This window comes from Streptomyces sp. Wb2n-11 (assembly GCF_001049855.1).
In the GTDB taxonomy this organism is placed as follows: domain Bacteria; phylum Actinomycetota; class Actinomycetes; order Streptomycetales; family Streptomycetaceae; genus Streptomyces; species Streptomyces altiplanensis.
Map to the genome: position 1 here is coordinate 5,624,853 of NZ_CVPB01000001.1, position 16,755 is coordinate 5,641,607.

Sequence of the window (16,755 nt, forward strand, 5' to 3'; positions counted from 1 at the left end):
ACGCCTCGCAGCGGGACCTAACGTCAACGAACCGCCTGGTCTGGTGGAAGTTCAAGGGCGAACGTGAGGTTTCCCATATGCTGACAATCCTCGGATTCGTCATGATTGCGACCTTCCTGGTCCTGATCATGATGAAGAAGATGTCGCCGATCGCGGCGCTGGTACTGATCCCGGCACTCTTCTGCGTGTTCGTCGGACAGGGCGCCAAGCTCGGGGACTACGTCCTCGAAGGCGTCGGCAACCTCGCGCCCACGGCGGCGATGCTGATGTTCGCCATCGTGTACTTCGGCGTGATGATCGACGTCGGTCTCTTCGACCCGATCGTGCGCGGCATCCTGCGCTTCTGCAAGGCGGACCCGATGCGGATCGTGGTGGGTACGGCCGTACTCGCCGCGATCGTCTCGCTCGACGGCGACGGCTCGACCACCTTCATGATCACGGTCTCGGCGATGTACCCGCTGTACAAGCGGCTCGGGATGAGCCTGGTCGTGATGACCGGCGTCGCCGCCACCGCGAACGGCGTCATGAACACCCTCCCCTGGGGCGGGCCGACCGCCCGCGCCGCCACCGCGCTGAAGCTGGACGCGGCCGACATCTTCGTGCCGATGATCCCGGCGCTCGGCGTGGGCCTGGTCTTCGTCTTCGTCCTGGCGTACGTGCTGGGCCGACGGGAGCGCAAGCGGCTGGGCTACCTCACGCTGGACGAGGCCGTCCAGGTGGAGGCGGACGCGGAGGTCCTGGTCACCGCCGGCGGCGGCGAAGAGCCGCGCAGGGGCACCGGCGGCACGGGGGACGCCGCCGACGCGGACGCCGGCCCGGCGTACTCCGCCGACGGCGACGGCTTCCAGGGGCTCGACCCCCACCGCGCCACCCTGCGCCCCAAGCTCTACTGGTTCAACGCCGGGCTCACCGTCGCGCTGCTCACTGCGATGATCATGCAGCTGATGCCGATCCCGGTGCTCTTCCTCATCGGCGCGGCCCTCGCCCTCACGGTCAACTATCCGAACATGGCCGACCAGAAGGCCCGTATCGCCGCCCACGCCGACAACGTCCTCAACGTCTCCGGCATGGTCTTCGCGGCCGCCGTCTTCACCGGCGTGCTCACCGGCACCGGCATGGTCAAGCACATGGCCGACTGGCTCGTCGGAGCGATCCCCCAGGGCATGGGCCCGCACATGGCGATCGTCACCGGTCTGCTCAGCCTCCCGCTGACCTACTTCATGTCGAACGACGGCTTCTACTTCGGCGTCCTGCCCGTACTCGCCGAAGCGGGCGCGGCGCACGGCGTCTCGCCGCTGGAGATCGCCCGCGCGTCCCTCGTCGGCCAGGCCCTGCACATGTCCAGCCCGCTCGTGCCCGCCGTGTACGTCCTGGTCGGCATGGCCAAGGTCGAGTTCGGCGACCACACCAGGTTCACCGTCAAATGGGCCGCGCTCACCTCGCTGGTGGTGCTCGGCGCCGGAATCCTCTTCGGCATCATCTGATGCCTGGCAGGGGGTGGTTGCTGCGCCTCGTCATCGCCTTCGGCTTCGCGCAGGCGGCGGTGTCGATGGCGCGCCCGGCCGTCTCGTACCGGGCCCTCGCGCTGGGCGCGGACGAGCGCGCGATCGGTGTGATCGCGGGCGTGTACGCGCTGCTGCCCCTGTTCGCCGCCGTACCGCTGGGACGCAGGACGGACCGCGGGCGGTGTGGTCCCCTGCTGCCCGTCGGCGTCCTCCTGATCGGGGGCGGGTGCGCGGCCGGTGGCACGGCGAACTCCCTTGCGGCGATGGCCGCCTGGAGCGGCGTGATGGGCCTGGGGCACCTGTGCTTCGTCATCGGCGCCCAGTCGATCGTCGCCCGCCAGTCCGCCCCGGCCGAACAGGACCGCAACTTCGGCCACTTCACCATCGGCGCCTCCCTCGGCCAGCTCGTCGGCCCCGTCGCCGCCGGGCTGCTGGTCGACGGGCACGAGGGCGCGATGGCCCGCACCAGCGCCCTCGCCCTGATCGTCTCGGCGGGCGTCGCGGCGGTCTCGCTCACCTCGCTCTGGCGGATCGAACACCGGGCGGAGCCCGCGGAGCGTACCGACCGCACCAAGGTTCCCGTCCACCGCATCCTGCGCACCCGCGGCGTACCGGCCGGGATCTTCATCAGCCTCGCCGTGCTCTCCGCGACCGACATCCTCACCGCGTACCTCCCGGTCATCGGCGAACACCGGGGGATCCCCCCTTCGGTCGTCGGCCTGTTGCTGAGCCTGCGGGCCGCGGCGACGATCGCCTGCCGGCTGGTGATGACGCCGATGATCCGGCTGCTCGGCCGCACCGCGCTGCTGACCGTCACCTGCCTGCTGGCCGGGCTGCTGTGCGCGGGCATCGCGCTGCCGGTTCCGGTGTGGGCCATGGCGCTGATGCTGGCCGTCCTCGGGTTCTGCCTGGGGGTGGGGCAGCCCCTGTCGATGACGACGGTGGTCCGGGCGGCCCCGCCGGAGGCGCGTTCGACGGCGCTCGCGCTGCGGCTGACCGGCAACCGCCTCGGCCAGGTCGCCGCACCCGCGTCGGCGGGTCTGGTCGCCGGGGTGGCGGGCACGGCGGCCCCGTTCGTGATGCTGGCGGTCCTGCTCCTGGGCGCCTCGGCCCTGGCGGTACGTGACAAGGGCCCCCGCCCCGCGCAGGCTGCCACCGAGACACCGGCCGCGCCCGTGCCTCGCCGTACCCAGGCGAAGTAGGGGCTCCCGAGGGGGTGCGGACGCTCCGGTCGCTCGGGCGGCGGACGGCTCCTGTCGGCCAGTCAGGTCATATCTGACATTTCCTCAGCGTTTCGACGCTTCTTCACGCCGGATATGTGACATCTAATCAGGCGATCGAGTGATCAGTACGACAATCATCTCGGCTTGAAGGAGCCCCGCATGACCACCTCGGCATCTCTCCGCTCCCACGGTGTCCGTCCGGGCACGGCCGCCCTCGCCACGCTGGCTCTCGCAGGGGTGTCCCTGTGGGGCGCGTCGGCGGCTCTCGCCGTGGCCGGCGACAGCGGAGAAATCAAGATCCACAAGGCTGGAACCAGCTTCTCCGACACCAAGGACCACTACGAGGTCTGCACGTTCAACCTGGCCGCTTCCAACTTCGAGACGGTGCAGCTGGTCAACTGGACGATCACCCCTCCGCAGCCGAAGGCGCCCGCCGAGCCCATCCTCACGGGAGGCATCGTCATGGTGAAGGGCGAGGGGCACACCGCGGACTTCTCGCTCCCGAACGGGCACTACCAGCTCAACTGGACGTTCCCGGGCGGCGTCTCCAAGCAGAAGATCTTCAAGGTCGACTGCGCGAAGAACGACGACAAGGCCGTGGAGAAGCCCACCGAGAGGTCCGCCGACAAGTCCACCCCGCGCGGCCCCGTTCCCGCGGGCGGCGGCGGAGCCTCGGGTACGGGCACCGGGTCCGACGCCGGTTCGTCGGGCGTCGCGGCACCCGCACTGGTCGCGGGCGCTGCCGGGGTGGCCGGGGTGATCTTCGTCCGACGGGCCCGCCGCCGCGCCCATGGCGCCGCGTAACACCCCCTACAGCCGTCGGCGCGGACCGAGCCGGGGCTGCCGCCTGGCGATGACGGCGGCCGCGACGGTGTCGCTGGTGGTCGGCGTCGTCCGGGGGTGCGGTGACACGCCCCCCGACGCTCCGGTCGCGGCCGCTCACGACACGACCGCCAAGAATCCGGCGCCGGAACCGGGTTCACCGAGTCCGGAGCCGCCGGTGCCCGAGCCGGCGGCTCCGACGCCGACGCCGACGGAAACGCCGCTGGAGAACCGGCCGGTCGCGACACTCGAGCCGTCCAAGCCGGTGACGCCTACGCCGACATCGACGCCGACGCCGACGCCGAGGCCGAGGCCGGCCCGGGCGTCGCATCCGCCGCTGCCACCCTCTCCCGTGGTCAGGGTGGCAGTGCCCGCCCTCACCATCGAAGCGCCCGTCGTCGGCCTCGGACTCGACCCGGGGGGCCGTCTGGCGACCCCGCAGGTGGACAACCCCCGCCTGGTCGGCTGGTACAAGGACGGCCCGACCCCCGGGGAGGCCGGGACGTCCCTGCTCGTCGGCCACCGGGACACCCGGACCGGCCCGGCCATCTTCCTGAACCTGAACGCACTCGACCCCGGCGACGTCATCAACGTCGCACGGGAGGACCGCCGGACCGCGGTGTTCACCGTCGACGCCGTGCGGACGTACAAGAAGGACGCCTTCCCCGACGGGGAGGTGTACGGCAACAAGACCGGACGCCCGGAGCTGCGGGTGCTGACCTGCGGCGGGGACTTCGACAAGAAGACCGGCTACGGCTCCAACGTCGTCGTTTTCGCCCACCTCACGGATGTGAAGTACGCCTGACGGCTCTGGTTCCGGTTCCGCGGTACGGGAAAGCCGCCGGTCCGGTCGGGGGCTCTCCCGTACCGCGGCTTTTGCCCGACCGAAGGGTTCCACCATGCCGTTCCGGACCGCATCCGCCCGCCTGGCCGCCACCGGCGCCGTACTCCTCGCCGCCGGCGCCCCCGCCGCGTACGCCGTGTTCGGCGACGAAGCCCCGGCCGCCGCTGTCCGGGGCGAGGCGTACGTGCAAACGCGGCTGTTCTTCGGGACCGGGCGCCCCGGCGGCGGCCCGGACGTCACCGACCGGCAGTTCATGGACTTCGTCGAGCGGCAGGTGACGCGCGGCTTCCCGGAGGGGCTCACCGTGCAGGACGGCCGTGGACAGTGGCGGAACGCCGACGGCACGATCGAGCGAGAGCGTTCGTACGAGCTGATCCTGCTGTACCCGGCGTCGCAGGCGAGGGCCCGCGACCCGCACATCGAGCGGATCCGCGACGCCTACGAGCGCGCGTACGCGCAGGAGTCCGTGGCGCGCCTCGACGATCCGGTCCGCGCCGACTTCTGATCACGGCCGGAGCGTCGCCCGCACCGGCCTGCCGGCCGGGGGCGCCCCACGTGCCGGCCGTCGCCCCTGCGGGCAGCGGGCCACGGCCGGTCTCCGGGCCGCTTCGTACTCAGGCGGTCTGTGCGACGGCGGACGCGGGGACCGGCTCACGGCGCGTTCCCGCCGCCCACCGCACCGCCGGCCCCATCGCGTACGACGTCACCAGGAGCAGTCCGCCGAGCAGCAGCCAGCCCGGCACGCCCATCCCCACCAGCAGCGCGGTGAGCAGCAGCGGACCGAGCGTGCGGGCGACGGTGACGCCGGTGCCGAAGAAGCCCTGGTACTCGCCGACGCGCCCCGCCGGTGCCAGATCGAAGCCGAGCTGCCAGGAGCCGGCCGACTGGAGCATTTCGGCGGCGACCGGGAGCACCGAGCCGCCGACCAGGGCGGTGACCGCGACCCAGAGCGGCCCCCGGCCGAGAGGGCGAAGACCCCGCAGGCCAGGAGCGCGAGCGCGCCGGACCGGCGGATGGCGCGGGCGGCCGTGGCGAGCCCGGTGACCGAGCGGGCGGTATGGACCTGGAAGAGCACCACGCCACCGGTGTTGAGCACGAAGAGCGCGGGGACCAGCCACTCGGGGCGTCGGTGCGCTCGGTGATCCACAGCGGCATCCGCAGCAGCACGGTGTTGAGGAGCGTGACGGCGGCGTACGGCCGGTCCCGCAGGACGTCGGACTTCGCGCCCCGGACGGCGGGCACGGGAGCGACGGCCGGCAGCCGCAGCAGGACGAGTGCGCAGAGCAGGAAGCTCGGGGCGTCGATCGCGAAGACCGCGAGATACGCCGGCCCGGTCCCGGCGGACAGTGCGAGCCCGCCGAGTGCGGCCCCCACGGCGAGGCCCGCGTTGAGCGCCGACTGGAGGTGGGCGAGCGCACCGGTGCGCTCCTCCTTGGACATCAGGCCCGCCAGCAGTGCCTGCCGGGCGGCGGCGAGGCCCGACTGCGCGGTGGCGTAGAGGCAGGCGGCCGCGAGGAACGGCAGGAAGTCCCGTACGGCCAGGAAGGACGCGACCGCGGCGCCGGTCGCGAGGGCGAGCAGCACCGCCGTGCCGCGCGGGCCCCGGCGGCCCGCGACCCGGCCGAGCGGCACACCGACGACCGAGCCGACCGCCCGGGCCACGGTGAGGCCGAGACCGATCCGGGCGGGTGCGAGACCGGCGACACGGGTGAAGCAGAGGGCCGAGGTGACGTAGTACGCGCCGTCGCCCAGGGAGTTGCTCAACTGGGCCAGGGCGAGCGTGCGTCGGGGGCCGGCGGGCGGGAGCAGGTTCGGGATGGTTTCGACGCTACGCAGGGACCGGCTCCCCCCTGTAGGACAATGAGGCGCCTCGGGACTGGGCCACTCCGGACGGGGAAGGCCCCCGCTCCCGGGCGCCGCCGAACACGCCGGCGCTCCGGTGGGAGCATTGGGCCGCTCGGGTCCCTGGCGCCTAAAAACTAACAGCGCTAGTTTGGGGCGTGGACGCCAACGCCACCCCTGGAGGAATGCGATGAAGCCCCGCGACGCGATGTACATCGACGGCCAGTGGCAGAAAGCCGCAGGCCAGGACACGATCGCGGTCGTGAACCCGGCCGACGAGCAGGTCATCGGCCACGTACCGGCCGGCACCGCCCAAGACGTCGACGCGGCCGTACGTGCCGCACGCGACGCCTTCCCCCGCTGGGCGCGGACCCTGCCCGCCGAGCGCGCCGCGAGGATCGCCGCGCTGCGCGACGTGCTCGTGGCCCGCAAGGACGAGATCGCCGAGACGGTCACCGCCGAACTGGGCGCGCCGCCCGCCTTCTCGCAGGCGGTGCACGCGGGCGTGCCGGTCCTGGTCGCCGGCTCGTACGCCGAGCTGGCCGCGACGTACTCCTTCGAGGAGAAGATCGGGAACTCCACCGTGTTCCTGGAACCGGTGGGCGTGGTCGGCGCGATCACGCCGTGGAACTACCCGCTGCACCAGATCGTCGCGAAGGTGGCCCCCGCGCTCGCGGCCGGCTGCACGGTCGTCCTCAAGCCCGCCGAGGACACCCCGCTGACCGCCCAGCTCTTCGCCGAGGCCGTGGACGAGGCGGGCATCCCCGCCGGTGTCTTCAACCTGGTCACCGGCCTCGGCCCGGTCGCCGGCCAGGCGCTCGCCGGGCACGAGGGCGTGGACCTGGTGTCCTTCACCGGATCCACCGCCGTGGGCAGGAAGATCGGCGCGACGGCGGGCGCCGCCGTCAAGCGCGTCGCCCTGGAGCTGGGCGGCAAGTCGGCGAACGTCATCCTGCCGGGCGCGGACCTGGCCAAGGCGGTCAATGTCGGCATCGCCAACGTCATGGGCAACTCCGGCCAGACGTGCAGCGCCTGGACCCGGATGCTGGTCCACGAGGACCAGTACGACGAGGCGGTGGCCACGGCCGCCGCCGCCGTGACGAAGTACACCGTCGGCGACCGCGTCGGCCCGCTGGTCAACGCCAAGCAGCAGGCGCGCGTGCGCGGCTACATCGAGAAGGGCGTCGAAGAGGGCGCGCGCCTGGTCGCGGGCGGCCCCGAGGCCCCGCTCGACACGGGCTACTACGTCGCCCCGACCGTCTTCGCGGACGTCACCCCGGACATGACCGTCGCCCAGGAGGAGATCTTCGGCCCGGTCGTCTGCATCCTGAAGTACGCCGACGAGGACGAGGCCCTGCGGGTCGCCAACGGAACCGTCTACGGTCTCGCCGGCGCCGTCTGGGCGGCCGACGAAGCGGAGGCCGTCGCCTTCGCCCGCCGCATGGACACCGGCCAGGTCGACATCAACGGCGGCCGCTTCAACCCGCTCGCCCCCTTCGGCGGTTACAAGCAGTCGGGCGTCGGCCGCGAACTGGGACCGCACGGCCTCTCCGAGTACCTCCAGACCAAGTCCCTCCAGTTCTGATCGGAGCAACGCACACCATGGTCCGCGTCCGTGCCGCAGTCCTGTCCGCCGTCGGTGCTCCGCTGGAGATAACCGACATCGAGCTACCGGAGACCGGCCCCGGCCGGGTGAGGGTCCGGCTCGCCGCCGCAGGGGTCTGCCACTCCGACCTCTCCCTGTCCAACGGCACCATGCGCGTGCCGGTCCCCGCCGTACTCGGCCACGAGGGCGCCGGCACCGTCGTCTCCGTCGGCGAGGGCGTCACGCACGTCGCCCCCGGCGACCGCGTCGTCCTCAACTGGGCTCCCTCCTGCGGCAGCTGCCACCACTGCTCCATCGGTGAGGTGTGGCTGTGCGCCAATGCCCTGTCCGGCGCCGGCGGCGTCCACGCCCGTGCCGCCGACGGCACCGACCTCCATCCCGGCCTGAACGTCGCGGCGTTCGCCGAGGAGACCGTCGTCGCCGCAAACTGCGTCCTGCCGGTCCCCGACGGCATCCCGCTCACGGACGCGGCGCTGCTCGGCTGCGCGGTCCTCACGGGTTACGGAGCCGTCCACCACAGCGCACGGATCCGCGCGGGGGAGTCGGTCGCGGTCTTCGGAGTCGGCGGGGTCGGTCTCGCCGTCCTCCAGTCGGCCCGTATCGCGGGGGCGGGACAGATCGTCGCCGTCGACGTCTCGCCGGAGAAGGAGGAGCTGGCGCGGGCCGCCGGGGCCACCGACTTCGTCGTCGCCTCGGAGACCACCGCGAAGGAGATCCGCAAGCTGACCGGCGGCGCGCAGGGCGTCGACGTCGCGATCGAGTGCGTGGGGCGGGCCGTCACCATCCGCACGGCCTGGGAATCGACCCGCCGCGGCGGGCGCACCACGGTCGTCGGCATCGGCGGCAAGGACCAGCAGATCACCTTCAGCGCCCTGGAGATCTTCCACTTCGGCCGTACGCTCTCGGGCTGCGTCTACGGCAACTCCGACCCGGCGCGCGATCTGCCCGTACTGGCCGGACACATCCGCGCCGGCCGCCTCGACCTGAGCAGCATGGTCACCGAACAGATCGGCCTCGACGGCATCCCCGCCGCGTTCGACAACATGCTGGCGGGCAAGGGGGGCCGCGCCCTGGTCGTCTTCTAGAGCGGGCTCTTCCGGCACGCGGACCCCCCACGGGCACCCCCACGAGCACCCCGGCCGCTTCCACGCGGCCGGGGCGCTCGTGCTGCCCGCACGCGGTTCCGTACGGGTGGCGCGGCGGGGGAAAGTCCTGCCGCCGGACCCGTTGACCTCCGTACCATCCGGTCGGTACGGTCCCGGCACATCACGGCGCCACCCCCTCTTCCACCCCCGCACCCACCGGAGTGTGCACCGCATGGACACGGCACCTTCCCCGCTCGCGGACGCCACGGCAGCCGCACCGGCCGACCGCCACCGGCGCAAGGTGGCCACCGCGGCCGCCCTCGCCTCCGCCGTCGAGTGGTACGACTACTTCGTCTTCGGCATCGCCGCGGCCCTCGTCCTCGGCGACCTGTACTTCCCGTCCGGCAGCTCGTCGGCCGGCGTGCTCGCCGCCTTCGCCACCTTCGCCGTCGGCTTCCTCGCCCGCCCCGTCGGCGGCGTCATCGCCGGGCAGCTCGGCGACAAGCACGGCCGCAAGCCGATGCTGGTCCTGGCCCTGACGATGATGGGCCTCGCGACCACCGGCATCGGCCTCCTGCCGACGTACGAGACGATCGGCATCGCCGCCCCCGTCCTGCTCGTCCTGCTCCGCGTGGTGCAGGGCATCGCCGTCGGCGCCCAGTGGGGCGGCGCGATGCTGATGGCCACCGAGTACGCCCCCGAGGGCAAGCGCGGCCTGTACGGCAGCCTGGTCCAGCTCGGCGTCCCCATCGGCGTGGTCACCGCGAACACGGTCTTCCTCGTCGCGGGCGCCACGACCAGCGAGAGCGCCTTCGCGTCCTGGGGCTGGCGGGTGCCGTTCCTCGTCGGCGTCCTCGTGCTCGTACTCGCCTGGTACATCCACACCCGCGTCGAGGAGACCCCCGCGTTCCGCGAGGCCGAACGCGCCCTGGCCGAGCAGGAGAAGGGAGCGGCCCGCTCGCCGCTCCGTACGATCCTGACCAAGCACCTCGGCACGGTCTTCCTGGCCGGCGGGTCCTTCGCGGTCAACACCGCGACCTTCTACATCATCATCACCGGCGTCCTGGACTACGCGACCCGTGAACTCGACATGGAGCGCAGCGCGGTCCTCACCGTCTCGCTGTGCGTCAGCCTCACCCAGCTCGTCCTGATCCCCGCCTCCGCCGTCCTCTCCGACCGCATCGGCCGGCTGCGGATCTACGCGGCGGGCGCGGTGGGGCTGCTGGTGTGGGCGGTGCCGATGTTCCTGCTCATCGACACGAAGTCACTGCTGTGGCTGGCCGTCGGAACGTTCGTGACCAGCTGCTTCCTCAGTGTCATGTACGGCCCCCAGGCGGCCCTCTTCGCCGAGCTCTTCACGGCGGAGATGCGCTACACGGGCGCGTCGCTCGGCTACCAGATCGCGGCCGTGTTCGGCGGCGGGCTCGCCCCGTTCATGATGGTGCTGCTGCTGGAGGCGACGGGTACGTCGATGGCGGTGTCGGCGTACATCATCGGCCTCGCGGTGATCGCCCTGATCTCCATCAGGATCCTGGCGAACCGGGCACGGGCGGCGGCCGCCGACTAGGGCCGGGGCGGGGGCCCGGCGGAGTCCGCGAGGGCCCCGAAGCCGTACGCGCGCAGCGCCCGACGCGTGGACCTGCGTGACGCGGGCCCCGGGCCCACCCGGGTGACGTCAGGAACTCGTGAGGACGACGAGCTGCCGGGTCGCCCGGGTCATCGCGACATAGCGGTCGACCGCCCCTTCGACGCCCTCGCCGAACGCCTCCGAGTCGACGAGGACGACCAGGTCGAACTCGAGCCCCTTCGACAGCTCCGGGGTCAGCGACCGGACGCGGGACGTCGTCCGGAACGCGGGGTCGCCGATGACGCAGGCGACCCCCTCGGCATGCGCGGCGAGCCAGGTGTCGAGGATCCGGCTCAGCTCCGCAGCGGGCCCGTGTACGACCGGGACGCCGCCGCTGCGGATGGAGACCGGCACGTTGGCGTCCGGGAGCACGGCCCGGATGACCGGCTCGGCTTCCGCCATGACTTCCTCGGGCGTCCGGTAGTTGACGCTCAGGGAGGCGAGGCCGACCCGGTCGAACCCGACCCGCTCCAGCCGTTCCCGCCACGACTCCGTGAACCCGTGCCTGGCCTGGGCGCGGTCCCCGACGATGGTGAAGCTCCGGGACGGGCAGCGGAGCAGCAGCATCTGCCACTGGGCGTCGGTCAGTTCCTGCGCCTCGTCCACGACGACGTGCGCGAACGGGCCGGCGAGCAGGTCCGGGTCGGCGGCGGGCAGTTCGGACTCGTCGACCAGACTGACCCGGGCGTCCTCGCCGCGCAACATCGTCACCAGCCCCTCGCCGTCGTCACCGTCGGCGCCGGAGTCGGCCGCGGCCTCGATCAGGTTGTCGACGACCTGCGCCATGCGCTCGCGCTGGGCGGCGAGGACGGCCTCGTGCCGACGCTTGCGCCGGGCCGTCTCGGGGTCGCCGAGCCGCTGCCGTGCCGCGTCCAGGAGCGGCAGGTCGGACACCGTCCAGGCCTGGGGGGCCTCCCTGCGCTGCAGCTTCCCGACCTCGTCGGGGCTGAGCCAGGGAGCGCACTTCCGCAGGTAGGCGGGGACCGACCACAGGTCCGAGACGAGGTCGGCCGCTTCGAGCAGTGGCCACGCGCGGTCGAAGGCCGTGAGCAGCTCCCTGTTCTGCCGCAGCGACGTGCGGAGCGGGCCGGCCGGGACGTCGTCGTCGTGCTTGTCCACCAGGATCGTGAGCAGCTCCTCCCGGACCTGGTCGCGCGCCTCGTTGTGCGGGGTGCCGGGTTCCGCCGCTTCGAACGCCGCGGCCCAGTCGTCGGCGCTCAGCCAGACGTCGGACCAGTGGGTCCCGACCGTCATCCCCTTGGCGGGCGGCTCCTCGTAGAACCTGATGGCCGCCTCGACCGCCTTCACCAGGTTCGCGGACGACTTCAGACGGGCCACGTCCGGATCGGCCTCGATCACCGCCGAGGCTCCCTCGGCGACGAGGTCCCGCAGGGTGCAGGTCTGCACGCCCTCCTCTCCGAGGCCGGGGAGGACGTCGGCGACGTAGTTCAGGTAGGGCCGGCTCGGACCGACGAACAGTACGCCGCCCCGGCGGTGACCGAGCCGGGGGTCGGAGTGGAGGAGGTAGGCGGAGCGGTGCAGGGCGACGACGGTCTTGCCCGTACCCGGACCCCCGTCGACGACGAGGGCGCCGCGGGATCCCGCGCGGATGATGGCGTCCTGGTCGGCCTGGATGGTGCCGAGCACGTCCCGCATCCGCGGCGACCGGTTGCTGCCCAGGCCGGCGATGAAGGCGGACTGGTCGTCGAGCGCGGCGTGCCCGGCGAACCCGTCCGGGGTGAACACCTCGTCCCAGTAGTCGCTGATCCGGCCGCGGGTCCAGCGGTACCTGCGGCGGCTCGCCAGCCCCATCGGGTTGGCGTGGGTGGCTCCGAAGAACGGCTCGGCCGCCGGGGAGCGCCAGTCGACCAGCAACCGGCGGCCCGCGCTGTCCGTCAGGCCGAGCCGTCCGACGTACACGGGCCCGGAGCCGTCCGCACCGGCCATGTGCCCGAGGCACAGGTCCAGGCCGAAGCGGCGCAGTGCGCGCAGACGAGTGGTCAGCCGGTGGATCTCCGTGTCCCGGTCCATCGCCTGCCGGCCCAGGCCGCCGGGCGCCCTGCGCTCGGCGGCGAGGCGGTCGGACAGGTCGGCGATCGTCTGCTCGAGGCACTCCGCGATGGCCGCGAAGTGCTGCTCGTCGCCGGCGATCAGCGTCGGGTCGGCCTTGGGGGAGAGACGGTCGGGAAGGTCGAACGCACTGGTGGTCAGGGGGTTCACGTCATCAGCTCCGATGAGAGGCCGCTCGCGGCCATGGCGCGCGTCAAGACGTCCGGACCGCGTGACGAACCCGGTGACCACGTCGGGCAGCACGCTGCCCGACGTGGTCACCACGGCCGTGGTCGGTTCCGGTCGCCAGGGTGTACGGGTTCTCGTGTTCCGGGCCCCGGCCCGTGCCCGCGTGTTCCGGGCCCCGGCCCGGCGGGCCCGCGTGGCGCACGCGGGCCCGGGCGGCCTTTCTCAGCCGATCGCGTCGAGCAGCAGCTTCGCGGCCACCGTCGCCCCGTCGGTGCGGATGGTTCCGGCCACGGCCCTCGCCCGTGCGCCGGTCTCGGGGGCCAGGGCCGTCCTGAGCGCGGCCGACAGGGACTCGAAGGTCGGCACCGGACCGTCGTGCGCCGCGCCGGTGCCCAGAGCGGCCACCCGGCCGGCCCAGTACGGCTGGTCCACCCCCTGGGGCACCACCACCTGCGGCGCGCCGGCCCCGGCGGCCGTCGTCGTGGTGCCCGCGCCGCCGTGGTGCACGACGGCGGCCACCCGGCCGAACAGGGCCTGGTGGTTGGCCTCACCGACGCCGAAGCAGTCGTCCCGGTCGTCGATCAGGCCCAGGCCGGCCCAGCCGCGGGAGACGACTACGCGGCGGCCCTGCGCGCGGACCGCCTCGACGGCCACCTGGGCGGCGTCCTGCGAGGCGCGCATGGGCATGCTGCCGAAGCCCACGTACACCGGTGGTTCGCCGGCCTCCAGGAACGCCACCAGCTCGGCCGGCAGCGGGCGTTCGTCCGGCAGGATCCACGCGCCGGTCTGCACGACGTCGAGGCCCGGCGTCTCCAGCCACGGGTCCAGGACCGGGTCCGTCGCCAGCCACGGCCGGTCACCGATGACGTAGTCGCGGACGTTGTCCACCGGGGGCAGGCCGGCCGACGCCCGGTTCGTGTTGAGCGCCTCGCCGAACAGCGCGTCGATGCTCCGGGCGTCCAGGTCCCACAGCACCCGGTTGTCGGTCACCTCCGGCGGGAACGGCCGGCCCGGATACGCCAGCGGCGGGTGGTGCGGCGAGGGCAGGGTGAGCTGCTGGAAGGTCACGGACACGGAACGGATGCCCAGTTTCTCGGCCACCGACCGCGCGCCGGCCGCGGCCGGCATCGCGCCGGTCGCCACCAGCACGTCACACCCCTCGGCCGCCGCGGTGACCACCTCGAACTGGCCGGCGATCAACTCGGCCGCGCGCTGGGGCAGGTTCGCCGGCGACGGCGGTGCCCCGGTCATCAGCGCGCGCGCCGACCGGCCGACCGGCACCAGTTCCACGCCGGCACCGGCCAGCAGCTGCGCGAAGTCCTCGTCCGGCGGCGCGCACACCCGCACCTCCGCGCCGAGTTCCCGCAACCGCACCGCGAGTCCCACCAGTGGTTCGACGTCCCCGCGCGACCCGTACGTAGACAACAGCACACGCATTCAGAGACTCCCGTTCCCGCAGATCCTGGCTTCGGCCGATGATTCTGCGGCACGACGGGGGCCTTGCCGCAAGCCCCCCAGTGCGCTATAAATTAAGAGTGGCAAGGAGTGGGTAATCTCCTTGCCTTTTCCTTTTGCCGGTACCGGAGGCTGTCAGGCCGTCGCCGTTGCCCTTGCCGTCGGTTCGCGACGCGAGGGCAGGGCGGTGAACGTGACGTCTGCGGCGTGAGCGATGATCTCGACCTCGCTGCCGAGGGCCCATTCGGCAACCCGCGCGACCATGGCGGCAGGGACCCCGTCGCTGATTCCGGGCGCCGCGGGGATGTCGTGCGTCGCGTGGGCGTCGTGCGGGACGACGACCCGGTACCCCAGTTCCAGGGCCGTGCGGGCCGTCGCCTGGACGCACATCTCGGACATCAGGCCGCAGACGGTGAGCGCCCCTGCCCCCGCGCCGTCCAACAGGCCGCGCAGAGAGGTCTCTTCGAAGCCGTCGTCGTGGGCCTTGCGGATCACGGTCTCGGCGGGGCCGGCCTCGACGGGGTGGTGGAGTTCCCAGCCGGGCGTATGGGGCTCGTCGTCCGCTCCGGCCGGCCCGTCGTTCTGAAGGTGGACGACGAGCGCCCCGCTCCTCCGTGCCCGTGCGATCAGGTCCGCCGTCCGGTCCAGGAGCAGGGCGGCCCCGGGCACCGCCCCGTCACCGGAGACGAAGGCGGACTGAACGTCCACAACGATCAGGGCTTCCACGGGAAGCGTGCGATTGCTCATGCGGCCATCATGACCGTCGGCGCCGCGTACCTCCACATGGATGCGCACGCCCCGTCCTGCCCCCCCGCACGCCCCCGCCCGCGCTACGTGCCGAGCGCGTCCAGTGCCACGTCCGCCTCCTTCAGGGCGTCCGCCCCCGCCTTGAGCGAGTCGTACACGAAGTGCACCTCCGCGTCCTCGATGCCGCAGTACTCCGAGATCCCGACCCGCAGTTGGCGGCCGACCAGCTCGTCCCACCCCGCCTCCGTGAACGCCTCCTCCTCGTAGGCGGCCAGAGCGAGCCACAGCATCCGCTTGCCGCGCAGGCGGGGGACGGGCCGCCCGTACGCGAAGCCGTGGTTCCACACCCGGTCGATCCAGCCCTTGAGGACGGCCGGCAGCCCGAACCACCACAGCGGGAAGACCACGACGACCGTGTCCGCCGCTTCGACGCGGCGCATGTGGACCCGTACCTCGGGGAGTACACCTTGTCCTGGTCCGCCCAGTCGGGCTCGTCGGCCGGGGTCATCCGCGGATCGAAGTCCTCGGCGTGCAGGTCCAGTACGTCGACGCCGTACCCGTCCGCCGCGAGACGGACGCGGGCCTGCTCCGCGAGCTGCGCGGTGAGGGAACCGGGCCGGGGGTGGGCGACCACCAGCAGTGCGTGCTTGCTCATCGCCGGCCGCCCTCGAGACGGACCAGCATCTTGCCGGTGTTCACACCGCGCATCATGCCGAGGAAAGCGGCCGGCGCCTGCTCGATGCCGTCGGCCACGGTCTCCTCGGTGTGCAGCGAACCGTCCGCGAGCCAGCCCGCCGCCTCGGCGGTCCACTCGGGGAAGAGCGGGAAGTGGCTGCTGACGAGCATGCCGCGCAAGGTGACTTCCCGGGCGGCGGCCCGGAAGAGGTTGTCGGGGCCCGGCACCGGTCCGGTGGCGTCGTAACCGCTGATCGCGCCGACGAGCGCGATCCGGCCGCCGGTGCGCATCGCGCCGATCGCGGCCTGGAGGTGGTCACCGCCCACGCTGTCCAGATAGACGTCGATGCCTTCGGGGGCGGCCTGCGCGAGCTGCTCGGCGACGGCGCCCTGGCGGTAGTCGACGGCCGCGTCGTAACCGAAACCGTCGAGCAGCTTCTTGGTCTTGGCCGGGCCGCCCGCCGAACCGATCACCCGGGACGCGCCGAGCTTTCTCGCCAGCTGCCCGGCGACACTGCCGACCGCCCCCGCCGCGGCGGAGACGAACACCACGTCGCCCTCGCGGACCGGGGCGGTCCGGGTGAGCGCGGCGTACGCGGTCAGGCCCGTGGTGCCCAGTGCGCCCAGATAGTCCTGCGGACGGGCCAGGGACAGGTCCACCACGGTCGCGGCCGCCGCGTCGAGGACGGCGTGCTCCCGCCAGCCCAGGAAGTGCGAGACGGTCGCGCCGACGGGGACGGAAGCGTCGTGGGAGGCGGTCACTTCACCGATCGCGCTGCCGTCCATCGCGGTGTCCAGCGCGAAGGGCGGGATGTATGAGGGGACGTCGTCCATCCGGCCGCGCATGTACGGGTCCACCGACATCCAGGTGTTGCGGACGAGGACCTGGCCCTCGGCGGGCTCCGGAACGGGAGTGGTGACGAGGGCGAAGTCCTCGGGGAGGGGGGCGCCGGCGGGGCGGGAGACGAGCCGGATCTCCCGGGAGACGGGGGCGGTGTCGGACATGGTGTCTGCTTCCTCTTCGGCCGGTACTGCTTCGGTCGGGTTGGTGTGACCACCTTGGAGCGGGCCGCGCACGGACCGCTG

General features: G+C 72.7%; 13 protein-coding genes and 2 pseudogenes. 8 read left to right on the top strand and 7 right to left on the bottom strand.

The features are described from left to right. Positions 1-77: 77 nt before the first annotated feature. The 5 genes from BN1555_RS25615 to BN1555_RS25635 all read left to right on the top strand — a co-directional run bounded on the left by BN1555_RS25615 (position 78) and on the right by BN1555_RS25635 (position 4,899). Entirely contained in the window at positions 78-1,484 is a 1,407-nt protein-coding gene (locus tag BN1555_RS25615) for a CitMHS family transporter (protein WP_093801578.1), read from the top strand. Beyond that, complete coding sequence (locus BN1555_RS25620) at positions 1,484-2,707, top strand: MFS transporter (protein ID WP_093801579.1); 1,224 nt, start codon at positions 1,484-1,486, stop codon at positions 2,705-2,707. The genes BN1555_RS25615 and BN1555_RS25620 overlap by 1 nt, the downstream gene beginning before the upstream one ends. A 180-nt stretch (positions 2,708-2,887) precedes the next feature. Further along, complete coding sequence (locus BN1555_RS39125; RefSeq protein WP_093801580.1) at positions 2,888-3,532, top strand: hypothetical protein; 645 nt, start codon at positions 2,888-2,890, stop codon at positions 3,530-3,532. Positions 3,533-3,581: 49 nt separating this feature from the next. Continuing rightward, a complete protein-coding gene (locus tag BN1555_RS25630) occupies positions 3,582-4,355 on the top strand; it encodes a class F sortase (RefSeq protein ID WP_093801581.1) in 774 nt (257 codons plus the stop codon). A gap of 94 nt (positions 4,356-4,449) precedes the next feature. Beyond that, positions 4,450-4,899: a DUF3574 domain-containing protein gene (locus BN1555_RS25635; RefSeq protein WP_093801582.1), complete on the top strand. Its 450-nt coding sequence runs from the start codon at positions 4,450-4,452 to the stop codon at positions 4,897-4,899. A 109-nt stretch (positions 4,900-5,008) separates the two neighbouring features. On the opposite strand, the pseudogene BN1555_RS25640 reads toward BN1555_RS25635, so the two are convergent. After that, a pseudogene (locus BN1555_RS25640) lies at positions 5,009-6,212 on the bottom strand (MFS transporter). A 214-nt stretch (positions 6,213-6,426) separates the two neighbouring features. On the opposite strand from BN1555_RS25640, the gene BN1555_RS25645 reads away from it, so the two are divergent. The 3 genes from BN1555_RS25645 (at position 6,427) to BN1555_RS25655 (ending at position 10,494) form a co-directional block, all read left to right on the top strand. Next, on the top strand, positions 6,427-7,821 hold the full coding sequence (locus BN1555_RS25645; RefSeq protein ID WP_093801583.1) for an aldehyde dehydrogenase family protein: 1,395 nt from the start codon (positions 6,427-6,429) through the stop codon (positions 7,819-7,821). Positions 7,822-7,838: 17 nt separating this feature from the next. After that, positions 7,839-8,927 carry a Zn-dependent alcohol dehydrogenase gene (locus BN1555_RS25650; RefSeq protein ID WP_093801584.1) on the top strand — a complete coding sequence of 363 codons (1,089 nt, stop codon included), beginning with the start codon at positions 7,839-7,841 and terminating at the stop codon, positions 8,925-8,927. 232 nt (positions 8,928-9,159) lie between these two features. After that, a complete protein-coding gene (locus BN1555_RS25655) occupies positions 9,160-10,494 on the top strand; it encodes an MFS transporter (RefSeq protein WP_093801585.1) in 1,335 nt (444 codons plus the stop codon). Between the two features lie 108 nt (positions 10,495-10,602). Here the strand turns inward: BN1555_RS25655 and helR are convergent, their stop codons facing one another. From helR to BN1555_RS25680, 6 genes and pseudogenes are all read right to left on the bottom strand, one after another. Further along, a complete protein-coding gene (gene helR / locus BN1555_RS25660) occupies positions 10,603-12,774 on the bottom strand; it encodes an RNA polymerase recycling motor ATPase HelR (RefSeq protein WP_093803643.1) in 2,172 nt (723 codons plus the stop codon). Positions 12,775-13,014: 240 nt separating this feature from the next. Further along, positions 13,015-14,229 (bottom strand): glycosyltransferase, encoded by a 1,215-nt coding sequence (locus BN1555_RS25665; RefSeq protein WP_093801586.1) that lies wholly within the window; start codon positions 14,227-14,229, stop codon positions 13,015-13,017. A 153-nt stretch (positions 14,230-14,382) separates the two neighbouring features. After that, positions 14,383-14,994 carry an isochorismatase family protein gene (locus BN1555_RS25670; RefSeq protein ID WP_093803644.1) on the bottom strand — a complete coding sequence of 204 codons (612 nt, stop codon included), beginning with the start codon at positions 14,992-14,994 and terminating at the stop codon, positions 14,383-14,385. An 83-nt stretch (positions 14,995-15,077) separates the two neighbouring features. Further along, positions 15,078-15,434 carry an NAD(P)H-dependent oxidoreductase gene (locus tag BN1555_RS41680; RefSeq protein ID WP_369688995.1) on the bottom strand — a complete coding sequence of 119 codons (357 nt, stop codon included), beginning with the start codon at positions 15,432-15,434 and terminating at the stop codon, positions 15,078-15,080. A 92-nt stretch (positions 15,435-15,526) separates the two neighbouring features. Then, positions 15,527-15,649: pseudogene (locus BN1555_RS41685) on the bottom strand (NADPH oxidoreductase); the annotation flags it as partial. Then, a complete protein-coding gene (locus BN1555_RS25680) occupies positions 15,646-16,674 on the bottom strand; it encodes an NADP-dependent oxidoreductase (protein WP_093801587.1) in 1,029 nt (342 codons plus the stop codon). The pseudogene BN1555_RS41685 and the gene BN1555_RS25680, both read right to left, overlap by 4 nt. Positions 16,675-16,755 lie beyond the last annotated feature (81 nt).

Coding starts and splice junctions, on each gene's coding strand:
- BN1555_RS25615 (WP_093801578.1), top strand. CDS start 78: ATGCTGACAATCCTCGGATTCGTCATGATTGCGACCTTCCTGGTCCTG.
- BN1555_RS25620 (WP_093801579.1), top strand. CDS start 1,484: ATGCCTGGCAGGGGGTGGTTGCTGCGCCTCGTCATCGCCTTCGGCTTC.
- BN1555_RS39125 (WP_093801580.1), top strand. CDS start 2,888: ATGACCACCTCGGCATCTCTCCGCTCCCACGGTGTCCGTCCGGGCACG.
- BN1555_RS25630 (WP_093801581.1), top strand. CDS start 3,582: ATGACGGCGGCCGCGACGGTGTCGCTGGTGGTCGGCGTCGTCCGGGGG.
- BN1555_RS25635 (WP_093801582.1), top strand. CDS start 4,450: ATGCCGTTCCGGACCGCATCCGCCCGCCTGGCCGCCACCGGCGCCGTA.
- BN1555_RS25645 (WP_093801583.1), top strand. CDS start 6,427: ATGAAGCCCCGCGACGCGATGTACATCGACGGCCAGTGGCAGAAAGCC.
- BN1555_RS25650 (WP_093801584.1), top strand. CDS start 7,839: ATGGTCCGCGTCCGTGCCGCAGTCCTGTCCGCCGTCGGTGCTCCGCTG.
- BN1555_RS25655 (WP_093801585.1), top strand. CDS start 9,160: ATGGACACGGCACCTTCCCCGCTCGCGGACGCCACGGCAGCCGCACCG.
- BN1555_RS25665 (WP_093801586.1), bottom strand. CDS start 14,229: ATGCGTGTGCTGTTGTCTACGTACGGGTCGCGCGGGGACGTCGAACCA.
- BN1555_RS25670 (WP_093803644.1), bottom strand. CDS start 14,994: ATGAGCAATCGCACGCTTCCCGTGGAAGCCCTGATCGTTGTGGACGTT.
- BN1555_RS41680 (WP_369688995.1), bottom strand. CDS start 15,434: ATGCGCCGCGTCGAAGCGGCGGACACGGTCGTCGTGGTCTTCCCGCTG.
- BN1555_RS25680 (WP_093801587.1), bottom strand. CDS start 16,674: ATGTCCGACACCGCCCCCGTCTCCCGGGAGATCCGGCTCGTCTCCCGC.